We start from the raw sequence: 20,162 nt of genomic DNA on the forward strand, positions 1-20,162 counted from the left end.
AGGAGGTCGTATGGAACTGCACATTCAATCACACCATTGGCAGCGGCGCACGCCGGACTGGCTCGCTGCCGCCGTGGCCGGTCTCGCGGGTGGCGCCCTGGTGATCGTGCTCGAATTCTTCTGGTCGACCATGGTGCTCGACGAAAGTCCGTGGCAACCGACCCACAAGATCGCGGCAATGGTGATGGGCCGCAGTGCACTCGAACACATGTCGGTTTTCAGCTTTGGCATCGTGGGAACGGCGCTGGTATTGCACTACGTGTTCGGCACCATCATGGGGATGATTCTCGCTGCGATCATGGCCCCGTTCCGCTTCGATTCGAGTGTGGGCATGGAGGCCGTCATCGGGCTGGCCTTCGGGATCGTCGCGTATGTGTGGAACTTCCATGTGATGACGGCCGTGTTCCCATGGTTCGTCTCGGAGCGAGGTTCCGGACCCTTGTTGGCCAACCTGCTGTTCGGTGTGGTCACCGCCGTCGTCTACGGCATCCTTGAACGACGCAAGCAGAGCGAGATGCACTGACACGCCGCTTCTTCCCGCCGCGCGAGACGGCCGCCTCGACAACCATGCCGGAGGCGGCTGTTTTGCATTTTCATCGCGGCAAGCGACGCGTCCATTCGAGCGATGCGCATAGGGGGGGGCTTCCCCTCACTGCCTTGCACGATGCAGAGGAGAGGACTACCTTTTCTTAAGAGCCGCTCGCGACGCTCGGCCAATCGGTCCTGGCAGACTGCCGGCAAAAAAACAAGACGAAGTACGGCACGGCGGCACAAAGACGCCAGGAGCGCTTGTCGGCGACCCCGGCGAGTGACATGCGGCGAGGCGGCTTATGGCGCTTGCGATTGCCCTGGTCCTGATCGTCATAGTGGCGGTGGGGTTCCACTTTGCCAGTCCCTGGTGGATCACGCCGATCGCGTCGAACTGGGTACGCATGGACGACATGCTGACGATCACGATCGTCATTACCGGCGCGCTCTTCATCGTGATCAACCTGTTCGTCGTGCTCGCACTGGTGCGCTACCGCCACCGCGGCGGGCATCGCGCGGCCTACGAGCCCCACAACAGGCGGCTGGAATGGTGGCTGATCGGCCTGACCGCCGCCGGCGTGGCGGCGTTGCTGGCACCGGGCCTCTTCGTCTATGCGGACTACATCCAGCCGCCGCGCAACGTGCTGCGGATGGAGGTGGTCGGCCAGCAATGGCAATGGCGCTTCCGCTTCGCCGGCCCCGGCGGCAAGCTGGGCACGACGGACGTGCGCTACATCAGCAACGACAACCCCTTCGGCCTGAACCCCGCCGACCCCAACGGCCGTGACAATTACCTGATCGAGACGCCCGAGGTACACCTGCCGCTCAACCGGCCGATCCAGGTCCTGGCACGCTCGCGCGACGTGCTGCACGACTTCTATGTCCCGCCGTTCCGTGCGCGCATGAACATGGTGCCCGGCATGGTGACCACTTTCTGGTTCACGCCGACCAAGGCGGGGCGTTACGACATCCTGTGCGCGCAGCTTTGCGGTATCGGGCACGCCAGCATGCGCGGCGTGGTGGTGGTGGAAGACGAGGCATCGTTCTCGCGCTGGCTGGCGCAGCAGAGCACGTTCGCGCAGCGGCAGCAGGCCAGGGTGCAGGCCGCGGCGGCCACGGCAGGCGGCAGCGCGCAGGCGCTGGCTGACCAGGGCAAGGCGCTCGCGGCGGCCAAGGGCTGTTTCGCCTGCCATACCGTGGACGGCAGTCCGCGCGTCGGCCCGACCTGGAAAGGCCTGTACGGCAAGACCGAAACGATGGCCGACGGCAGCACCGCAAAGGTGGACGAAGCCTATCTGCGCGCCTTCATCCGCAACCCGACGGTCCGCGTCGTGAAGGGCTATTCACCCATCATGCCGCGTTTCGACCTGAGCGAGCAGGAGCTGACCGCGCTGGTGACCTACATCGAATCGCAAGGCGGCCCGGCTGCCAGCAGCGCGGCCAACCCCCAGCCCTAGCGGAGCAGACGCCATGACCTACGCGCACACCGATCACGCCCCGCACAGCTTCTGGACCCGCTATGTCTGGAGCCAGGACCACAAGGTCATCGCCGTGCAGTATTCGCTGACGGCCATCGCCATCGGCCTGGTCGGCCTCGTATTGTCGGACCTGATGCGGTTGCAGCTCGGCTTTCCCGGCAAGTTCAGTTTCATCGACGCCAACCATTACTACCAGTTCGTCACCATGCACGGGATGATCATGGTGATCTACCTGCTGACGGCGCTGTTTCTGGGCGGCTTCGGCAACTACCTGATCCCGCTGATGCTGGGCGCGCGCGACATGGTGTTCCCGTTTCTCAACATGCTGAGCTTCTGGGTCTACCTGCTGGCCGTGCTGGTGCTGGTGGCGAGCTTCTTCGTGCCGGGCGGGCCGACCGGCGCGGGCTGGACGCTGTATCCGCCGCAGGCCATCCTGCCGGGCACGCCGGGCGTGGAATGGGGCATCGTGCTGATGCTGGTGTCGCTGGCGATCTTCATCGTCGCGGCCACGATGGGCGGCCTGAATTACGTCACCACCACGCTGCAGGCGCGCACGCGCGGCATGACGCTCATGCGCATGCCGCTCACGGTGTGGGGCATCTTCGTCGCGACCATCCTGGCGCTGCTGGCGTTTCCGGCGCTGTTCGTGTCGGCGGTGATGATGCTGCTCGACAGGACGCTCGGCACCAGCTTCTTCATGCCGGCCATGGTGTCGATGGGGCAGACGCTCAAGCATGCCGGCGGCAGCCCGCTGCTGTTCCAGCACCTGTTCTGGTTCTTCGGGCATCCGGAGGTCTACATCGTCGCGCTGCCGGCCTTCGGCATCGTGTCGGACCTCATCAGCACGCACGCGCGCAAGAACATCTTCGGCTACAGGATGATGGTATGGGCCATCGTCATCATCGGCGTACTGAGCTTCGTGGTCTGGGCGCACCACATGTTCATCTCCGGCATGAATCCGTACTTCGGCTTTTTCTTCGCCACCACCACGCTCGTCATCGCCGTGCCGACCGCCCTCAAGGTCTACAACTGGGTGCTGACGCTGTGGCGCGGCGATATCCACCTTACCGTGCCGATGCTGTTCGCGATCGGCTTCATCAGCACCTTCGTGCTGGGCGGGCTGACCGGCCTCTACCTCGGCAACGTGAGCGTGGACATTCCGCTGTCGAATACGTACTTCGTGGTGGCGCACTTCCATATGGTGATGGCCGTCTCGCCGATCCTGGTGGTGTTCGGCGGCATCTACCACTGGTATCCGAAGGTAACGGGCCGGATGCTCGACGACAGGCTCGGGCGCGCGCACTTCTGGGCCACCTTCGTCGGCACCTATGCGATCTACTTCCCGATGCACTATCTCGGCCTCATGGGCATGCCGCGGCGGTATTACGCGTATGAGGGCTACAGCTTCATTCCGCATTCGGCGCAAACCCTCAACGCATTCATCACCGTCGTTGCGCTGATCGTCGCGGTCGCGCAGTTGCTGTTCCTGTACAACCTGGCGTGGAGCCTCGTGCGCGGCAAGCGTGCCGACGGCAACCCGTGGCGGGCCACCACGCTGGAATGGCAGACGCCGCAAACGCCGCCCGCGCACGGCAACTGGGGCGCCGAGCTGCCCGTCGTCTATCGCTGGGCATACGAATACAGCCCGCCGGGGCGCAAGGAAGACTTCGTCCCGCAAAACGAGCCGCCCGAGACGGCGCCTGAATCGGCCCACCCGACGCTGCAACCCGGCGAGGTGCGCGAATGACCACGCTGCCACGCCCCTTCGTTCCCGACCCGCGCCCGGTCTTGCCGAATGCGAGCCGCATCGGCCTGTTCGTCTTCATGGCGGTGGCGACGGCGTTGTTTTCATTGCTGCTGCTCGCCTATGGCATGCGCATGCGCGAGCCCGACTGGCAGCCGATCCCGCATCCGGCGCTGCTGTGGTGGAACACCGGCGCGCTGGTGCTGGCAAGCATCGCCATGCAGCGTGCGCGGCAGATGACCTTGCACCGCGCGGCGTGGCTGGTGTCCGGCGGCGTGCTGGCGGCCGTGTTCGTGATCGGGCAGCTGATCGCGTGGCGCATGCTGGCGGCGGCCGGGCAGACCGTCGCCGTCAATCCTTCCAATAGCTTCCTCTACCTGCTCACCGGCCTGCACGGCGTGCACGTGCTGGGCGGGCTCGCGGCCTGGGCGTTGACGATCGCGCAGCTCCGGCGCGCGGACCCGTTCCGGGCCCAGCGCGCCATCGCGCTGTGCGCGATGTACTGGCATTTCCTGCTGGCTGTCTGGCTCGTGCTGCTGGCGGCGATGTCGTGGCTCACCCCCGGGATCGTCGCCGCCATCTGCGGGCCGTTGTATGGAGCCGCGCCATGACCTCGCCCACGCTCCCCCCCGAGTCCGCCGCGCCCGCGGCCGCCGATGCCGGACCCGACGGCTGGCGCGGCATCGTCACCGACTGGTCGGCCGACCGCGCCGCCTTCAAGGTGCCGTGGGGCAAGGCGATGATGTGGATCTTCCTGCTGTCGGACACCTTCGTCTTCAGCAGCTTCCTGATCGGCTATATGACGGTGCGCATGTCGACCACGGTGCCGTGGCCCGATCCTTCCAGGGTGTTCGGGCTCACCGTGGGCGGCGTGGAAGTGCCGCTGCTGCTGATCGCGATCATGACCTTCACGCTGATCACCAGCAGCGGCACCATGGCGATGGCCGTCAATTTCGGCTACCGGCGCGACGCAAGGCGCGCAGCCGCCCTGTTGCTGGCGACCGCGCTGCTGGGCGCGACCTTCGTGTCAATGCAGGCCTTCGAATGGACCAAGCTGATCGCCCATGAAGGCATCCGCCCGTGGGGCAACCCGCTCGGCGCCGCGCAGTTCGGCGCGTGCTTCTTCATGATCACCGGATTCCACGGCTTTCACGTGACCTGCGGCGTGATCTACCTGCTGCTGATCGCGCGCAAGATCCTTCGGCCGGGGTTCATCGAGCACGGCAACTTCCAGATCGTCGAGATTGCCGGCCTGTACTGGCACTTCGTCGACCTGGTGTGGGTGTTCATCTTTGCGCTGTTCTATTTGTGGTGAGGCAGATCATGGACCACACCGATTCCGCCCCTCGACCCGACGCCGCGCACGGCCAGCAGCATCCGATCGGCCTCTACCTGAAGATCTGGGGCCTGCTGTTCGTGCTGAGCACGATGTCGTACCTGGTGGATTACTTCCATGTGCACGGCCTGCTGCGCTGGACGCTGATCGTCGTGTTCATGATCGCCAAGGCCGGGCTGATCGTGTCGATTTTCATGCACATGATGTGGGAGCGGCTGGCGCTGGTGTACGCGATCCTGATACCGCCTCTGTGCCTGCTGGTGCTCATGGCGCTGATGGCCGCCGAAGCGCATCACACCTTCGGCATGCGAACGCTCTTCTTCCACTGATCCCTTCGCCGCCCGCTTCCTCCGGCGACGAAGGCGTCGCATCACGATGGGCCGGATGACGTCGGGCAATCCGTTCACGCAACCATGAAGGAGAACGCCATGAAGTTTTCACGCCGACGTTTTATTGCGGCCACCACCGTGCTGGCATCCGCGCTGTCCCTGGGACGCCGCGCGGCGTCGGCAGAGGCCGGCGCCGTTCAGGAATCCGATGCAAACGCCCAGGCCCTCGGTTACAAGACGGACGCAAGCCGGGTCGACCATGCGAAGTTCCCGCAATTTCAGGCGGGCCAGGCCTGTGCGAACTGCCAGTTCTTCCAGGGCAAGCCCGGCGCCGCGATGGCACCGTGCACCATTTTCAGCGGCAAGCAGGTCAATGCAAAAGGCTGGTGCAGCGCCTATGCGAAAAAGGCGTAGCGGGGACGGCGTGGCGGCCGCCCCTTCAGCCGCCGAAACGATACGTTCAGCCGTCCCGCCCCATCACTCCGCCTTGCCGTCCCGCAGCCGCGGAATCGAGAGCGGATTGCCCTCCTGCAGCCCTTCGGGCAGCAGGTCGTCCGGGAAGTCCTGATAGCACACGGGCCGCAGGAAACGCTCGATCGCGGTCGCGCCAACCGACGTGACGGCCGGGTTCGACGTCGCCGGGAACGGCCCGCCGTGCACCATCGCGTCGCACACCTCGACGCCGGTCGGGTAGCCGTTGACGAGCAGGCGCCCGGCCTTGCGTTCGAGAATCGGCAGCAGGCGGCGCGCGAGCGGTTTGTCGTCGGCATCCATCTGCAGCGTGGCCGTCAACTGGCCTTCGAGCGCGTCGAGCACGCGGGCGACTTCGTCGAGATCGCGGCAGCGCACGATCAGCGACGCCGGCCCGAACACCTCGTGGCTGAACACCGGCTCGGCCAGGAACGCCTGCGCGCCGACTTCGTACAGCGCGCCGCCCGCCTGGCATTCCGTTTGCGCGGCTTCGCCCGCGCCGATTTCGCGCACGCCCGGCAGCTCGGCCAGCTTGCCGCGACCGTTGCGATACGCGTCGGCGATGCCGTGCGTCAGCATCACGCCGGCCGGCTTCTTCGCGAGCGCCTGCGCGGCGACCGTCTCGAAGCGGTCGAGATCGGGACCGTCGATCGCGAGCACGAGGCCCGGATTGGTACAGAACTGGCCGACGCCGAGCGTCAGCGAATCGACGAAGCCGGTCGCGATCGCGTCGCCGCGCGCGGCCAGCGCGGCAGGGAACAGCACGACCGGGTTGATGCTGCTCATTTCCGCGTAGACGGGAATCGGTTGCGGGCGCGCGTTCGCGTGCTGCACGAGCGCCATGCCGCCCTGCCGCGACCCGGTGAAGCCGACGGCCTGGATCGCCGGATGGCCGACGAGCGCCGCGCCGATCACACGGCCGGGGCCGACCAGCAGCGAGAACACGCCGGCCGGCATCCCGCATTTCGCGACCGCCGCGCGGATCGCACGGCCGACCAGTTCGGACGTGCCGAGGTGCGCCTCGTGCGCCTTCACGATCACCGGGCAGCCGGCCGCCAGTGCCGACGCGGTGTCGCCGCCGGCCACCGAGAACGCGAGCGGGAAGTTGCTCGCGCCGAACACGGCGACGGGCCCGAGCCCGACCTTCTGCAGCCGCAGGTCCGAACGCGGCAGCGGCGTGCGTGCCGGCTGTGCCGGATCGATCGACGCGGCGAGGAAGCGCCCGTCGCGCACGACGCGCGCGAACAGCCGGAGCTGCCCGACGGTGCGGCCGCGCTCGCCCTGCAGCCGCGCGACCGGCAGGCCCGTTTCGGCATGCGCGCGCTCGATCAGCGCGTCGCCGAGCGCGACGATTTCATCGGCAATCGCTTCGAGAAACGCCGCGCGGTCCGCGAGCGGCTGCGTACGGTACGCATCGAACGCGTCGCGTGCGAGTTCGCACGCGCGGTCGACGTCGGCCTGCGTCGCGACGCCGAACGCCGGGACGTCGATCGGCGCGCCCTTCGTCGGATCGAACGCGTGCAAGATTCCGGCCGAGCCGGCCACCGTTTCGGCGCCGATCAGCATCTCTCCTGTCAGTTGCATGGGGTGTGCTCCGTGGTTCGGGAATGGATTGCTCATTGTAGCTCAACAGATACGATGTCTGCCGACGGCATCGCGTGATTCGCGCCGCCTGCGAGGGCGTCGACGATACATGCGAAAGCCTTGTCCGGCCAGAAAATCCCGACTTTCCCACACTGTGACGCGGGTCTCCAAAGGGAAAACCCGAGGTTTCTGAATTCGAACAATCTCAATAAACTTCCGCCATGTCATACGACGACGTACATTTAAAGTGAGCAATCAGACCTCCTCTCGCGATCTTCCACTCGACCTCGCGCGCACCGCGCGCCGAACCGCCGTGCGCTACTGGATCCTGGCGATGCTGTTCGTCGTCACGACGCTCAACTATGCGGACCGCGCGACGCTGTCGATCACCGGCACGCCGATCCGCCAGGCGTTCGGCATCGACCCGGTGACGATGGGCTACATCTTCTCGGCGTTCAGCTGGGCGTACGTGCTCGCGCAACTGCCGAGCGGCTGGCTGCTCGACCGCTTCGGCGCGCGGCGCGTGTATGCGGCGAGCATCTTCCTGTGGTCGGCATTCACGCTGCTGCAAAGCACGATCGGCCTCGGCGGCAGCGCCGCGTTCGCGGTCGCCGCGCTGTTCGCGATGCGCTTCGCGGTCGGCATCGCGGAGGCGCCCGCATTCCCGGCGAACGCGAAGGTCGTCGCGAGCTGGTTCCCGACCGCCGAGCGCGGCACCGCGTCGGCGATCTTCAACGCCGCGCAGTATTTCGCGGCGGTGGTGTTCTCACCGCTGATGGCGTGGCTCACGCACGCGTACGGCTGGCACCACGTGTACCTGTGGCTCGGCCTGGCCGGCATCGCACTCGCGTTCCTGTGGCTGCGCGTGATGAAGGATCCGGTCGACCATCCGCGTGTGAACCGCGCGGAGCTCGAGCATATCGAACAGGGCGGCGGCCTGGTGCGGTCGACGGGCCGGCCGACCGGCGCGCGCGCTAGCGGCGGCGCTTCCGAAGGCAGCCGCGTGGCCGGTTGGTACTACGTACGCCAGCTACTGTCGAACCGGATGCTGCTCGGCGTCTATCTCGGCCAGTACTGCGTGAACGTGCTGACGTACTTCTTCCTCACGTGGTTCCCGATCTATCTCGTGCAGGCGCGCGGGATGTCGCTGCTGAAGGCCGGCTTCATGACGTCGCTGCCGGCGATCTGCGGGTTCCTCGGCGGCGTGCTCGGCGGGATGCTGTCGGACATGCTGATCCGCCGCGGCGTGTCGCTGACGCTCGCGCGCAAGATTCCGATCGTCGGCGGGATGGTGCTGTCGATGGCGATCATCGGCTGCAACTACGTCGACAGCGAAGCGCTGGTCATCACGCTGATGGCCGTGTCGTTCTTCGGCAAGGGGATCGGCTCGCTCGGCTGGGCCGTCGTCGCGGATACCGCGCCGAAGGAAGCGATCGGCCTGTCGGGCAGCCTGTTCAACATGTTCGGCAACACGGCGGGCATCGTCGCGCCGATCGCGATCGGCTACCTCGTCGGCGCGAGCGGCTCGTTCAACGGCGCGCTCGTGTTCGTCGGGCTGAACGCGCTCGTCACCGTGTTCAGCTATCTCGTGATCGTGAAGGACATCAAGCGCGTCGAACTGCGTCATCGCGACGCGTGAAGTTCGACCATTGAAAACGGTGGCCGATTTTTACGCGGCCGCCGTTTTTTGCATCGGATCGACGTCAGGTCGACGCATGCACGACGCGCAGCATGTCGTGCACGCCGGACGTCATCAGCGCAAGGAACGCGAGCAGGCCGACGTAGCAGAGTGCGTACGCCGTCTTCGTCTCGATCGACGTCGCGTAGTACACGCGGTTCTCCGGCGCGTCGGGATCGTAACGCCACGCACGCTTCAACTGCGGCAGCGCGAGGATCGCCATCACGATCAGCAGCGGGCTCGGCCGATACACGAACAGCGCGATCAGCACCGGCACGCCCGCGAACCAGATGCGCGGCGACAGCACCGCGGTGATCCGGCCGCCGTCGAACGGCGACAGCGGAATCATGTTGAACAAGTTCAGGAAGAAACCCGTGTACGACAGCGCGAGCAGCAGGTTGCTGTCGTAGTGGCGCGCGGCCGCGTAGCAGGCCAGCGCGCCGAGCGTACCGACGAACGGCCCGGCGAGCCCGACGTACGCCTCCGTTTCCGCATCGTGCGGCATTTCCTTCAACTGGATCCATGCGCCGACGAACGGGATGAAGGTCGGCAGCCCGACGTCGAGCCCGCGCCGCTGCGCGGCGACGTAGTGGCCGGCTTCGTGCACCAGCAGCAGCGCGACGAAACCGGCCGCGAAGCGCCAGCCGTAGAACACGGCATAGACCGCGATCGACGCGAGCATCGTGCCGGCCGACAAGAGCACCTTGCCGAGCTTCAGGCCGCCGAAGATCAGCAGCAGCAGCTTCGTCATTCCTTGCGCTCCGTGGCGGCGGCGTCGGATGCATCGGCGACGGCCGGCACCGCGGCCGCCTTCGGCTTGCGCCCAAAGAAGCGCTTGAGCGCCGCGCCGCCGGCCAGCAGCGCGAGCGCGCCGATCTTGAAGAACTTCACCGCGAACGCGCCGATCAGCGCGAGCAGGCCGAGCTTTTTTGCGCCGACGCCGACGATCAGCGCCGCGAGCCCGTACTCGGCGACGTGGTCGGTCGACTTGTTGAAATCGGCATAGCGCTTGCCGTCGTTGAAACTGATGTTCGACAGCAGCGCGTCGGCCGATGGCTTGTACTTCGGCAGGTCGGCGAGCGTCGACGCCATCGTCAGCGACAGGTAGCCGTCGCGGCCGAGCACGAGCGTCCGGTAGTTCACGCCGTCGCCCCCGGCATTCGGCGCCGCGCCCTTGTCGCGGATGATCGCTGACCACACGAGCCGGTGCGTGGCCGCGTCGTAGGCGGGCGCCTTCGCCCAGCCGACCACTTCGGTTTCGGGCAGGCCTCGCTCCTTGCGCGCCGGGTTGTTTTCCTCGGTGCCGGCCTGCAGGCTTTTCAGCAGCTCGTCGGGCTTCCAGTCCTTCGCATCGTCGTCGCGGATGTAGCCGCTCGGCTCGAACGACACGACCGAGATCCAGTCGGCGTCGGGGTCATCGGGCAGCACGAGGCCGACCAGCTTCGATTCGTCGATCGCGTTGCCCATCGAGCGCAGGTAGCGGCCGGCTTCGGCGGCCGGCACGAACGATTCGCCGGCCTTCAGCTTCAGCACGGCTTCGTGTTTCACGTCGATGTCGGTCGGCCCCTTCACGACCGCTTCGTTGGCGGCCGCGGCGGCGGCCCTCATTTCCACCTGCGCAGCTTCGGTCTGCGCGTGGCCGCTGGTGGCGGCGAGTGCGAGCGTCGCCACGCAGGCGAGCCGGACGGCAAGTTTTTTCATTGTTGGATTCCCCTGGAATGCCTTGTTGTCAACGTGCGCGGCGACCGGCCCATGCGTTGTCGTCGCGGGTCCGGCGCCGCCTCTCAGGTGGCACGGAGGGTATGGTAACGCAGCGTCGGGGAGCGTCCGGGACGAAATGCGGGGGTGGGATGCGAACCACGGGCAGCGGCACGCGCAACCGGCGTTGTATGCCGTTCCGGAATGCTTACCTCACAGGTAATGCCCGGCACGCGAAGGATTGCCTATCATCGTCACATGAACTCGACCGCCGCCCTCCAATCGCTCCCTCCGTCCGCCGGCCGCGCGTCCGGCATCGGTCCGCTGCTGCGCACGTGGCGGCAACGCCGGCGCCTGAGCCAGATGGCGCTCGCGCTCGACGCGGAAGTCTCCGCGCGCCACCTGAGCTTCGTCGAATCGGGCCGCGCGCAGCCGAGCCGCGAGATGGTGCTGCATCTCGCCGAACGCCTCGACGTGCCGCTGCGCGAACGCAATGCGCTACTCGTCGCGGCCGGCTTCGCGCCGCTGTTTCGCGAACGGCCGTTTTCGGACCCGCAACTGGATGCCGCGCGTCATGCGGTCGAAGCCGTGCTGCGCGGGCACGAGCCCTATCCAGCGCTCGCGGTGGACCGCCACTGGACGCTGCTCGCGGCGAACCGGATGCTCGGCGCGCTGGTCGCGCAGGCCGATCCGGCGCTGCTGCAGCCGCCCGTCAACGTGCTGCGGCTGAGCCTGAATCCGGACGGTCTCGCATCGCAGATCGTCAACTGGCACGAATGGCGCGCGCACATCCTGCATCGGCTGCAGCGGCAGATCGATGCGAGCGGGGACCGCACGCTGCATGCGCTGCGCGACGAACTCGCCGCGTATCCGGCGCCGGCCGGCCAGCCCGACGATGCGCACGCGCGCATCGATTTCGCCGATATCGCCGTGCCGCTGCGGCTACGCACGGCGAGCGGCGAGCTGACGTTCTTCAGTACGACGACGGTGTTCGGCACGCCGGTCGACGTGACGCTGTCGGAACTCGCGATCGAGGCGTTCTTTCCGGCGAACCCGGAAACGGTGGAGGCGATGCGGGCGTTGGCGGACGCGTTGCCGCCGGAGTGACGCCGGCAGGCGTGCCGGCACTCACGCCCCGCTCTCGTCAGACGATTGCTTTTGCACACTACAATGAGCGCCATCCGCGCCGGACCTTGCCATGTCGTGTGCCACGGGGCCGGACGGCCCGTGTCAACCTTCAGTTGACGATGCCGGCATGCCCCGGGTTTGCCGGGGCAAGACCATCATGATCCGCTCAGGCACTCGCCGTTCCCATGATTCCTGCTCCGATATTCTCCGGCGCCTTCCTCGTCGTTCTCGGCATTTCGTTTCTGGCGACCGTCGCCGTGCTGCTTTGGGCCGGCACGCTGGCGTTGTCTCCCCATGCCCGGCGATCGTTTGGCGCGCGCTGGATACGCAAGTCCGTCCTGCTCGGCGTGCTCTGCTGGATGAGCAGTTTCTTTGTCATATTGGCCATTGCCTATCTGAAGATCGACCTGGCGGCACAAAGGAAAGACGCCGCGGAGCATCCCACGCTGGAAAAGACCACCCGGCTGATGGGTATCGACATGCCGCCCGGCACCCAACTGTCGCTCGCGACCGGCGGTGACATGAATTCGCTCGACGCAGCCACGTTTCCGCACGAAGTCGATGTCTATGGCATTCCCGCCAGGGCAGTGGAGGTCCGGTCGGAATTCGACGACGAAGCGCCGTGGAACGACCAGGCCCCCGTCAGACTCACTGCGCTGGGGCTGACCGTCACCGGCCCCCGCTCGCTCGACGGGTGGGAGTGCGATGCCGGCCAACCGATGGAGATCGTCTTGCGCAAAGACGCCCGAACCAAGTCGCTGTGGTGGTGCCGTCTGGCCAACGGCAATCGGGTAGCCGACTCCGTCGTTCCGGCCGGGTCGGATTTGATCCGCGACACGACCACCTATGGCGACGGCCTGCGCGACAACGACTATTGGCGTATCGATGTTGCCCAAGGTAGCGTATTTCAACTGGCGGGGCTGGCGCTGCGCGGCGCGAGGCTGCGCCTCGACCGACAGCATCGTATCGTCGCGTTCACGTCCGCCACGCTGGTACGCGCGGTCGACGTCGGCGACATCCACTACCCCGTCGGAACCGCGGTCTCCTCCGCGTTGCGCGGGCTCCGCGAGAAGTATCCCGGCGCCTGGGTCTTCACGCCTGCGCGCGGTCAGCCGGCGGTCAGCAAAAACGATGGGCCGATCGCCGATGGCATGTCGATCGTCCAGGCACCGTCGGGAAAGACCTACGCGCTCGTGCGGGATGCGGCCTACTGAGCGGACGCTGCGCCGGGCCGCACACCGTTCGAATCAAGCCGCCGCATCCAGAAACGCGACGGGCCGCCCCGCCGGCTGCCCGCTTAACTCGCCGTCGCGCACGGCAACCTGCCCGCGCACGACCGTATGCACCGGCCAGCCCGTGACCGCGCATCCGTCGTACGGCGTCCAGCCGCTCACGCTGACAATCCATTCGTCGCGGATGATCCGCCGCGCGCGCAAGTCGACGATGCTGAAATCGGCGTCGTAGCCCACCGCAATGCGTCCCTTCCCTTCGATGCCGAAAATGCGCGCCGGCCCGGCGCTGGTCAGGTCGACCAGCCGCTCCAGGCTCAGGCGGCCGGCATGCACGTGGTCGAGCATCAGCGGCAGCAGCGTCTGCACGCCGGTCATCCCGCTCGGCGACTGCGGATACGGGCGGCGCTTTTCGTCGCGCGTATGCGGCGCATGATCGCTGCCGATCACGTCGACCACGCCGTCGCGGACGGCCTGCCACAGCGCGTCCCGATGATGCCGTTCGCGCACGGGCGGATTCATCTGCGCGAACGTGCCGAGCCGCTCGTAGCAATCCGGCGCATACAGGCTCAGGTGATGCGGCGTGACTTCGACCGTCACGCGCCGCCGGTGCCGCGCGAGAAACGCCATTTCGTCCGCCGTGGACACGTGCAGCACATGCAGCCGGCGCCCCGCTTCCACGGCCAGCCCGACGATGCGCCGCGTCGCGGCCAGCGCGCTTTCCGCGTCGCGCCAGCGCGGATGATCGCGCACGTCGCCGCTCGCTTCCGCGATCGCCTTGCGTTCGCGCAGCCGCGCCTCGTCCTCCGCATGCACGGCCAAGCGTCGCCGGCCGTTGCGCAGGATTCGGCGCAACACGGTTTCGTCGTCGGCCAGCAGATCGCCGAACGAACTGCCCATGAACACCTTCACCCCCGCGCAGCCGGGCAACCGCTCGAGCGCCGGCAGCCGTTCGGCATTCACGGCCGAGCCGCCGATGTAGAACGCGTAGTCGCACCACGCGCGGCCGTGCGCAAGATCCCGCTTCGCCTGCAGATCCTGCTCGCCCAGCGTCAGCGGATGCGTATTGGGCATCTCGAAGATCGTCGTGACGCCGCCGAGCACCGCGCCGCGCGTGCCGGCCTCGATGGTCTCCTTGTGCGTGAGCCCCGGTTCGCGGAAATGCACCTGGCTGTCGACCACGCCCGGCAGCACGTGCAATCCGCGCGCATCGAGCAGTACGTCGGCGCTCCACGTACCGTGCAACGCGCCCAGCGCAACGACGCGGCCATCCGTGCACGCGACGTCGATCCGCTCGGCGCCGTTGGGCGTCATCACCGTGCCGCCGTGCACCAGCAGATCGACGTGGCGTCGTTCCGGCTGGTCGGCCCCTTCGCGTCGCATCGGCTCGCCCACGACTCAGAACTCGTTCTGGATGTGCTTGTAACCGAGTACCAGCGCATTGTTCGTCCGCGCGACGTCCTCGGAGAAATCGCTCGCATCGGCCGTCACCTGCGGCAACGCGGCGAGGTCGGTTTCCGGCCCGAGGCGTTCGGTCGAGCGCACGTAGAAGCCCGGCGGCAGGTGGCAGCCGTCGACGACCGCGTTGTAGCGCACCACGCAGCCGTCGTCGATCGTGCAGTTGAACAGCACGCTGTTGAACCCGACGAACACGCCGTCGCCGACCTTGCACGGCCCGTGGACGATCGCGCGATGCGCGATCGACGTGTGCCGGCCGATCGTCACGCTCGCGCCCGATTTCGAATGGATCACGACGCCGTCCTGGATGTTCGAATGCGCACCGATCACGATCGGCGCGATCCGGCCGTCCGCATCCGTTTCGTCGGCGCGGATCACCGCGTACGGGCCGATGAACACGTTCTCCTCGACGATCACGCGCCCGCACAGGATGGCGGTCGGGTCGACGAACGCGTTCGGATGAATCTGCGGCAGGTCGCCGCGCGGGTTCTTTCTGATCATGAGGATGCCTGCCGGGAAAGGACATGGCCGCGCTTGAGCCGCTCGAACAGGCCCGGGTCGCGCCACTGCGCGACGATGGCGGGCGCGAATACGATCGCGTCGAGCTCGATGCGGCCCATGCGCGGGTTGAATGCGTCGTCGCGGAAGCACTGCGCGTAGCCTGTCTCGGTCTCGTGAACGATCACCGAATGCAGCCGCACGTCGGCTTCGCCGTTCGACATGCGCGTACCGCACAGCGCCGCGTCGACGAGGCGAAAGAACACACGCGAGAACTGCTCGGCGCTCGGCGACACCGGCAGCCGCACCCAGCGCTCCGAATGCCGGCGCATGCTTTCGACGTAGCACGGATCGTCGTCCGACCACAGCGTCACCGCATGGTCGAATGCATCGATCAGGTCGCGCACGTCGCCCTTGAGCAATCCGAAGTCGTAGATCATCTGCCCGTGATCCAGCGCATGCGCTTCGAGCAGCAGCTCGACACGGTACGAATGGCCATGGATCGAATGCGAGCAGCGCCGCGTGCTGCAACCGCGCACGACGTGTGCATTCTCGAACCGGAACAGCTTGCGGATCAGCATGCGTCGCCCCCATCGCACAGCGGAGCAGCCCACGCCACCGCATCGTGCGGATGCAAGCTTTCGAGATGGCGTACGCGCACGCGCGGGCTCGCATGACGACCTTCCAGCGCGGCCTGCACGCGGCGCGCGGCATCCTCGACGAACATCAGGTTCCCGCCGTTCAGCACCGCGAACGCCTGCTCGTCCGCACGCTTGACCGCCGTCTGCACCGGCGTGCCGAGCGCACGCTCGACGCGATCGATCAGGTCGATCAGCCCCAGCGTCGCGCCATCGGCGGGCAGCGCCACGCTGACGACGGCTTCGCTGCGCTGGCTGTGCGGCGTGGCGGCCGTCGCATGCTGTTTCAGCCAGGCGGCGACCGCCGCCGGCTCCACGCGATCCTCGCGGCCGAACGCCGTCAGGAACGCCTGTTCGACCCAGTGCCTCGACAGCGCGGCCGAGCACGGGCACGTCGACGAATAGACGACCGTCGCCTGCGCGCGCAGTTCGAATGCGTCGCCGGTCAGCGTCGCGTCGATCCGCACCGGATAGGCCTTCCAGCCCGCCAGCCGCTCGGTCACGAGCGCCGTGCGGCGGGCCAGCAGGTCGAAGCGCAGCCGCACGCGTGCGCTGCGCGTGTCGCAGTCGCGGTGGCTGTCGACCATCGCGCGCAGCATGCGCTGCAAGCCGGCCGGCGACAGCGCTTCGCCATCGGCCAGCCGGTCGAGCAGCCCGTACAGCCGCGACATGTGGATGCCTTTCACCCGCGGCGCAGGCAGATCGACCTGGATGTCGGCACGCGCATGCACGTCGCGCCGGCAGCCGGGCTCCGCGACGACGACGGGCACGTCGATGCCCTGCATGCCGACCCATTCGAGCGGGCGGTGGCCCGGTGCGGCATCGGTCAGGGAAATATCGGGAAGCGCTGCATTCATGCTTGAAATCCGGTGGAGCGCCTGCTCCATCCGGATCGATGCAGGCAGCGCGCGTTCAGGTCAGGGCCAGTCGCGAAACGGGTTGTCCCACGTGGTCCAGTGTTCGGGGCCGGTCGCCATCTCGGCATCGGTCAGCAGACACGCGTCGAAGCGCGCGCGCAGCGCCGGCTCGTCCATGTCCATGCCGATCAGCACGAGTTCCTGCCGTGCGTCGCCGACGTGCTCGTCCCAGCGTGCGCGGATCTGCGCGACGGCTTCCGCGTCCTGCGGCCAGCGCTCGGGCGGCACGGCCGCCCACCAGTGGCCGGCCGGCCCGTGCCGCGCGACCGCGCCGGCCTGCGACCACGAACCGGCGACGGTCGGATGCGTGGCCAGCCAGAAGAACCCCTTCGAGCGGACGACGCCCGGCCATTCGCTTTCGACGAGATCGAAGAAACGCCGCGGATGGAACGGCCGACGCGCGCGATAGACGAAGCTGCGGATCCCGTATTCGTCGGTCTCCGGCGTGTGCGTGCCGCGCAGCTCCTGCAGCCAGCCCGGCGCGCGCGACGCCTCATCGAAGTCGAACAGGCCGGTGTCGAGCACGCGCTCGAGCGGCACCTTGCCGAATTCGGCGATCTCGATCCGCGCACGCGGGTTCAGCCCGCGCAGCAACGCGATCAGCCGCTCACGCGCGCTGCCGTCGATCAGGTCGATCTTGTTGATCACGAGCACGTCGCAGAACTCGATCTGGTCGATCAGCAGATCGACGACCGTGCGCGCATCCTCGTCGCCCATCGATTCGCCGCGCGATTGCAGGCTGTCGCGCGACGCGTAATCGCGCAGGAAATTGAACGCGTCGACCACCGTCACCATCGTGTCGAGCCGCGCGACTTCGCCGAGGCTGCGGCCGTCCTCGCCTTCGAACGTGAACGTCTCGGCCACCGGCAGCGGCTCCGAGATGCCGGTCGATTCGATCACGAGCTGATCGAAGCGCCCTTCGCGCGCGAGCCGGTCGACCTCGATCAGCAGATCCTCGCGCAGCGTGCAGCAGATGCAGCCGTTGCTCATCTCGACCAGCTTCTCGTCGGTGCGCGACAGCCCGGCGCCGCCGTCGCGCACGAGCGCCGCATCGATGTTGACCTCCGACATGTCGTTGACGATGACCGCGACGCGCCGGCCCTCGCGATTGTTGAGGATGTGGTTCAGCAGCGTGGTCTTGCCGGCGCCGAGAAAGCCGGACAGGACGGTCACGGGAAGCCGCGTGGACGGATGAAGGGCGGGGCTCATCGGGCGATTCCGGAACAGGACGTTGAGGATGAAATGATATATTGTATCGATACGATATATCATTTCATTCCGGACGTCCAGCAGGCCGGCTCATCGATGTGCCGACAGCGAAGGCAGCAGTACGCGGCGCGTGCCGGTACTGCCCCGCTGCGTATTACGTATAGAGCGACGCCGGCGGCAATTCCGCGGTGAGCGCGAACCGGCCCACGTCGCGCAGCCGGTAGTCGAGCGGATCGTGCAGCGTATGCGTGCGCGCGTTCCGCCAGAAGCGGTCGAGGCCGAGCGACGCGGCCGTCGCGCGCGCGCCGCATGCGTCGAACAGCGCCTCGCCGTTGTCGAGCGCCGCGCGCTGCGCGACGATCTTCGCTTCCGATACCGCGAGCGCGACTTCGGCGCGTTCGTCGGCCGTCAACGCATCCTGCCGCGCCCACGCGTGCTGCAACGCGCCGGCCGCGCGATCGGCCAGCGCCGCCGCGGCAATCGCGCGCACGCGCATGTCGCCGAAGCGCTGAAGCGTGTACGGATCGTCTTCGGCCCGCTCGACGTCCGAGTGAATCCATGGGCGGCCATGCTGCCGCACGTAGTCGCGCGCCTCGGCCAGCGCGCCTTCCGCCAGGCCGACGAACAGGTTCGTCAGCACGAGCTGCGACACGAGCGTGCGCAGTGTCGCGCGCGGCGTCGGCGGGGTTTCGGAACGATGCAGCACCTCGTCCGCCGCGAGCGTCACACCGTCGAAGCGCACGCTGCCGCTGTCGGTCTGACGCTGGCCGATCGGGTCCCAATCCTCGTTGACGGTAATTCCTTCACGATCGGTCGGCACCACGCCGAACACGGTGCGGCCGGTGGCCGGATCGTGCGCGGACACCGTCATCCGCTGCGAGCCGCGCGTGCCGGAACAGAAGCCCTTCACGCCGTCGAGCCGGTAGCCGCCGTCGGGCGTCGCCGTGGCCACGAGCCGCGTGTCGAGCGGATTGACCGCGTTGCCCCACCACCAGCGCCCGTCGACCGTGCCGCGCAGGTAGCGCTCGCGCTGCGCGGCGCTGCCCCACACGTCGACGCTCACCACTTGCAGGCACTGGAAGCCGACCAGGTGCGCGAGCGCACTGTCGACCCGCGCGACCTGCCGGATGACGTCGTAGATCGCGGGCCACGCCGCTTCCTGGCCGCCGAACGCACGCGGCACCGCGAGCGTCAGCAGGCCCGCATCGGCGAGCCACTGCTTCTCCTGCGCCGCATGACCGCCCGCGCGGTCGCGCTCGGCGGCGCTCACGCGCAGCGCGTCGATCGCGCGTGCCAGCGCAGCGCGGTCGACGGCCGCTGTCTCGGTATCCGGCGCGAGGGTCGCCGGGCCGCGTGGATCGTTCATGCGACAGCTTCCTGTTCAACGGTTTCGCCCGACAGCGGGACGAGCGCGCCGAGCCGGCGGCCGGTCAGCCGCGACAGGATCTCGCGCCGCCAGTCGTCGTAGATCGCACGATATTCGGCGATATCCGCGCCGAACACCAGCGCGGTGTGCGCGTACTCGTCGTGCAGGTAGCCGTCGAGCCGCGCCTGGGTTTCCTCGTCGGCCGCGATCACGCGATCGATCAGCGCGTCGCGCTCGGCGTCCGGCAGCGCCTGCAGCGTGTCGAACCACCACTGGACGATCTGCACGCGATGCCACTCCTCGTCCGGCCGGATCCGGTTCTCGCCGTGCTCGCGCATCGCACTGTCGCCGATGCGGCCGGTCTTGCGCTGGATCCACAGCTTCGCGAGGATGTGCAGCTCGTAATGCCATTCGAACGCGAGAAAGCCCGCGACGTCGCGCACCGCGATGTCGCCGATGCGCGCCCAGTGCGCGGCGACGAGCCGGTCGACTTCCGGCAGCGGATCGCGCCCGGTGAGTGCGGTCACGCGCTCACGGCCGATCACCGCGTGCGCGCCGTCGTCGCCGAGCTGGCGCGACAGGATCAACTGGAAATGCGGATCGTCGCGGAACAGCGTGTCGATCGCCTTCGCGACGACCTGCACGATGAACAGATCGTGCGACGCCATCTTCGTGTAGTAGTCGGCGATGGCGGCCAGCTCGTCGCCGTTGCGCGGCTCGCGCGGCGGCGTCGCCAGCTTGTCGGGGAAGTCCGGACGATGGCGTCGCGCCACGTCGAGAAACAGCGCTTCCTCGAATTGTCCGTTCCATTCGCGCGGCGCGCCGAGGGGTAAGGTCATGGGTATCGTTCTCTAAGGGTCTTCGATGAAAAGA

The 20,162-nt window shown here is 67.5% G+C and carries 20 protein-coding genes; 10 read left to right on the top strand and 10 right to left on the bottom strand.

The window, feature by feature from the left end; all coding sequences use genetic code 11:
- Positions 1-10 precede the first annotated feature (10 nt).
- The 7 genes from HWX03_RS36255 (at position 11) to HWX03_RS36285 (ending at position 5,829) form a co-directional block, all read left to right on the top strand.
- Positions 11-523 carry a hypothetical protein gene (locus HWX03_RS36255; RefSeq protein WP_175823471.1) on the top strand — a complete coding sequence of 171 codons (513 nt, stop codon included), beginning with the start codon at positions 11-13 and terminating at the stop codon, positions 521-523.
- A gap of 307 nt (positions 524-830) precedes the next feature.
- Positions 831-1,985, top strand: coding sequence for a c-type cytochrome (locus HWX03_RS36260; RefSeq protein WP_175874620.1), 1,155 nt, complete (start codon positions 831-833; stop codon positions 1,983-1,985).
- A 13-nt stretch (positions 1,986-1,998) separates the two neighbouring features.
- Positions 1,999-3,753 carry a cytochrome c oxidase subunit I gene (gene ctaD / locus HWX03_RS36265; RefSeq protein WP_175874621.1) on the top strand — a complete coding sequence of 585 codons (1,755 nt, stop codon included), beginning with the start codon at positions 1,999-2,001 and terminating at the stop codon, positions 3,751-3,753.
- Entirely contained in the window at positions 3,750-4,361 is a 612-nt protein-coding gene (locus tag HWX03_RS36270; RefSeq protein ID WP_175823474.1) for a cytochrome c oxidase subunit 3, read from the top strand. The genes ctaD and HWX03_RS36270 overlap by 4 nt, the downstream gene beginning before the upstream one ends.
- Complete coding sequence (locus tag HWX03_RS36275) at positions 4,358-5,065, top strand: heme-copper oxidase subunit III family protein (RefSeq protein ID WP_175823475.1); 708 nt, start codon at positions 4,358-4,360, stop codon at positions 5,063-5,065. Before HWX03_RS36270 ends, HWX03_RS36275 begins: the two co-directional genes overlap by 4 nt.
- Before the next feature lie 8 nt (positions 5,066-5,073).
- Entirely contained in the window at positions 5,074-5,415 is a 342-nt protein-coding gene (locus tag HWX03_RS36280; protein ID WP_175874622.1) for a cytochrome C oxidase subunit IV family protein, read from the top strand.
- 99 nt (positions 5,416-5,514) lie between these two features.
- Positions 5,515-5,829 carry a high-potential iron-sulfur protein gene (locus tag HWX03_RS36285; RefSeq protein WP_175874623.1) on the top strand — a complete coding sequence of 105 codons (315 nt, stop codon included), beginning with the start codon at positions 5,515-5,517 and terminating at the stop codon, positions 5,827-5,829.
- Positions 5,830-5,892: 63 nt separating this feature from the next.
- Here HWX03_RS36285 and HWX03_RS36290 read toward each other — a convergent pair whose 3' ends face one another.
- On the bottom strand, positions 5,893-7,470 hold the full coding sequence (locus tag HWX03_RS36290; RefSeq protein ID WP_175874624.1) for an aldehyde dehydrogenase (NADP(+)): 1,578 nt from the start codon (positions 7,468-7,470) through the stop codon (positions 5,893-5,895).
- A 247-nt stretch (positions 7,471-7,717) separates the two neighbouring features.
- Between HWX03_RS36290 and HWX03_RS36295 the strand changes: the two genes are divergently transcribed.
- Positions 7,718-9,109: an MFS transporter gene (locus HWX03_RS36295; protein WP_175874625.1), complete on the top strand. Its 1,392-nt coding sequence runs from the start codon at positions 7,718-7,720 to the stop codon at positions 9,107-9,109.
- A 64-nt stretch (positions 9,110-9,173) separates the two neighbouring features.
- Here the strand turns inward: HWX03_RS36295 and HWX03_RS36300 are convergent, their stop codons facing one another.
- Positions 9,174-9,899 carry a site-2 protease family protein gene (locus HWX03_RS36300; RefSeq protein ID WP_175874626.1) on the bottom strand — a complete coding sequence of 242 codons (726 nt, stop codon included), beginning with the start codon at positions 9,897-9,899 and terminating at the stop codon, positions 9,174-9,176.
- The gene (locus HWX03_RS36305) at positions 9,896-10,849 is read right to left on the bottom strand and encodes a DUF2167 domain-containing protein (protein WP_175874627.1); all 954 of its coding nucleotides are present in this window, start codon (positions 10,847-10,849) and stop codon (positions 9,896-9,898) included. Before HWX03_RS36305 ends, HWX03_RS36300 begins: the two co-directional genes overlap by 4 nt.
- 255 nt (positions 10,850-11,104) lie before the next feature.
- On the opposite strand from HWX03_RS36305, the gene HWX03_RS36310 reads away from it, so the two are divergent.
- Positions 11,105-11,953 carry a helix-turn-helix transcriptional regulator gene (locus tag HWX03_RS36310; RefSeq protein ID WP_175874628.1) on the top strand — a complete coding sequence of 283 codons (849 nt, stop codon included), beginning with the start codon at positions 11,105-11,107 and terminating at the stop codon, positions 11,951-11,953.
- A 206-nt stretch (positions 11,954-12,159) separates the two neighbouring features.
- A complete protein-coding gene (locus tag HWX03_RS36315) occupies positions 12,160-13,188 on the top strand; it encodes a hypothetical protein (RefSeq protein WP_175874629.1) in 1,029 nt (342 codons plus the stop codon).
- Between the two features lie 33 nt (positions 13,189-13,221).
- On the opposite strand, the gene HWX03_RS36320 is transcribed toward HWX03_RS36315, so the two are convergent.
- The 7 genes from HWX03_RS36320 to HWX03_RS36350 form a co-directional block, all read right to left on the bottom strand.
- Entirely contained in the window at positions 13,222-14,598 is a 1,377-nt protein-coding gene (locus HWX03_RS36320) for a dihydroorotase (protein WP_175874630.1), read from the bottom strand.
- A gap of 3 nt (positions 14,599-14,601) precedes the next feature.
- Positions 14,602-15,162: a carbonate dehydratase gene (locus HWX03_RS36325; protein WP_175874631.1), complete on the bottom strand. Its 561-nt coding sequence runs from the start codon at positions 15,160-15,162 to the stop codon at positions 14,602-14,604.
- Positions 15,159-15,740, bottom strand: a complete 582-nt coding sequence (locus HWX03_RS36330; RefSeq protein ID WP_175874632.1) for a 6-carboxytetrahydropterin synthase — start codon at positions 15,738-15,740, stop codon at positions 15,159-15,161. The genes HWX03_RS36325 and HWX03_RS36330 overlap by 4 nt, the downstream gene beginning before the upstream one ends.
- Entirely contained in the window at positions 15,734-16,654 is a 921-nt protein-coding gene (gene folE2 / locus HWX03_RS36335) for a GTP cyclohydrolase FolE2 (RefSeq protein ID WP_175874633.1), read from the bottom strand. Before folE2 ends, HWX03_RS36330 begins: the two co-directional genes overlap by 7 nt.
- 60 nt (positions 16,655-16,714) lie before the next feature.
- Positions 16,715-17,923, bottom strand: coding sequence for a zinc metallochaperone GTPase ZigA (gene zigA, locus HWX03_RS36340; RefSeq protein ID WP_175874634.1), 1,209 nt, complete (start codon positions 17,921-17,923; stop codon positions 16,715-16,717).
- A 154-nt stretch (positions 17,924-18,077) separates the two neighbouring features.
- Entirely contained in the window at positions 18,078-19,289 is a 1,212-nt protein-coding gene (locus HWX03_RS36345; RefSeq protein ID WP_175874635.1) for an acyl-CoA dehydrogenase family protein, read from the bottom strand.
- Positions 19,286-20,128: a hypothetical protein gene (locus HWX03_RS36350; protein ID WP_175874636.1), complete on the bottom strand. Its 843-nt coding sequence runs from the start codon at positions 20,126-20,128 to the stop codon at positions 19,286-19,288. Before HWX03_RS36350 ends, HWX03_RS36345 begins: the two co-directional genes overlap by 4 nt.
- Positions 20,129-20,162 lie beyond the last annotated feature (34 nt).

It is taken from the genome of Burkholderia sp. BCC0397 (assembly GCF_902832865.1).
In the GTDB taxonomy this organism is placed as follows: domain Bacteria; phylum Pseudomonadota; class Gammaproteobacteria; order Burkholderiales; family Burkholderiaceae; genus Burkholderia.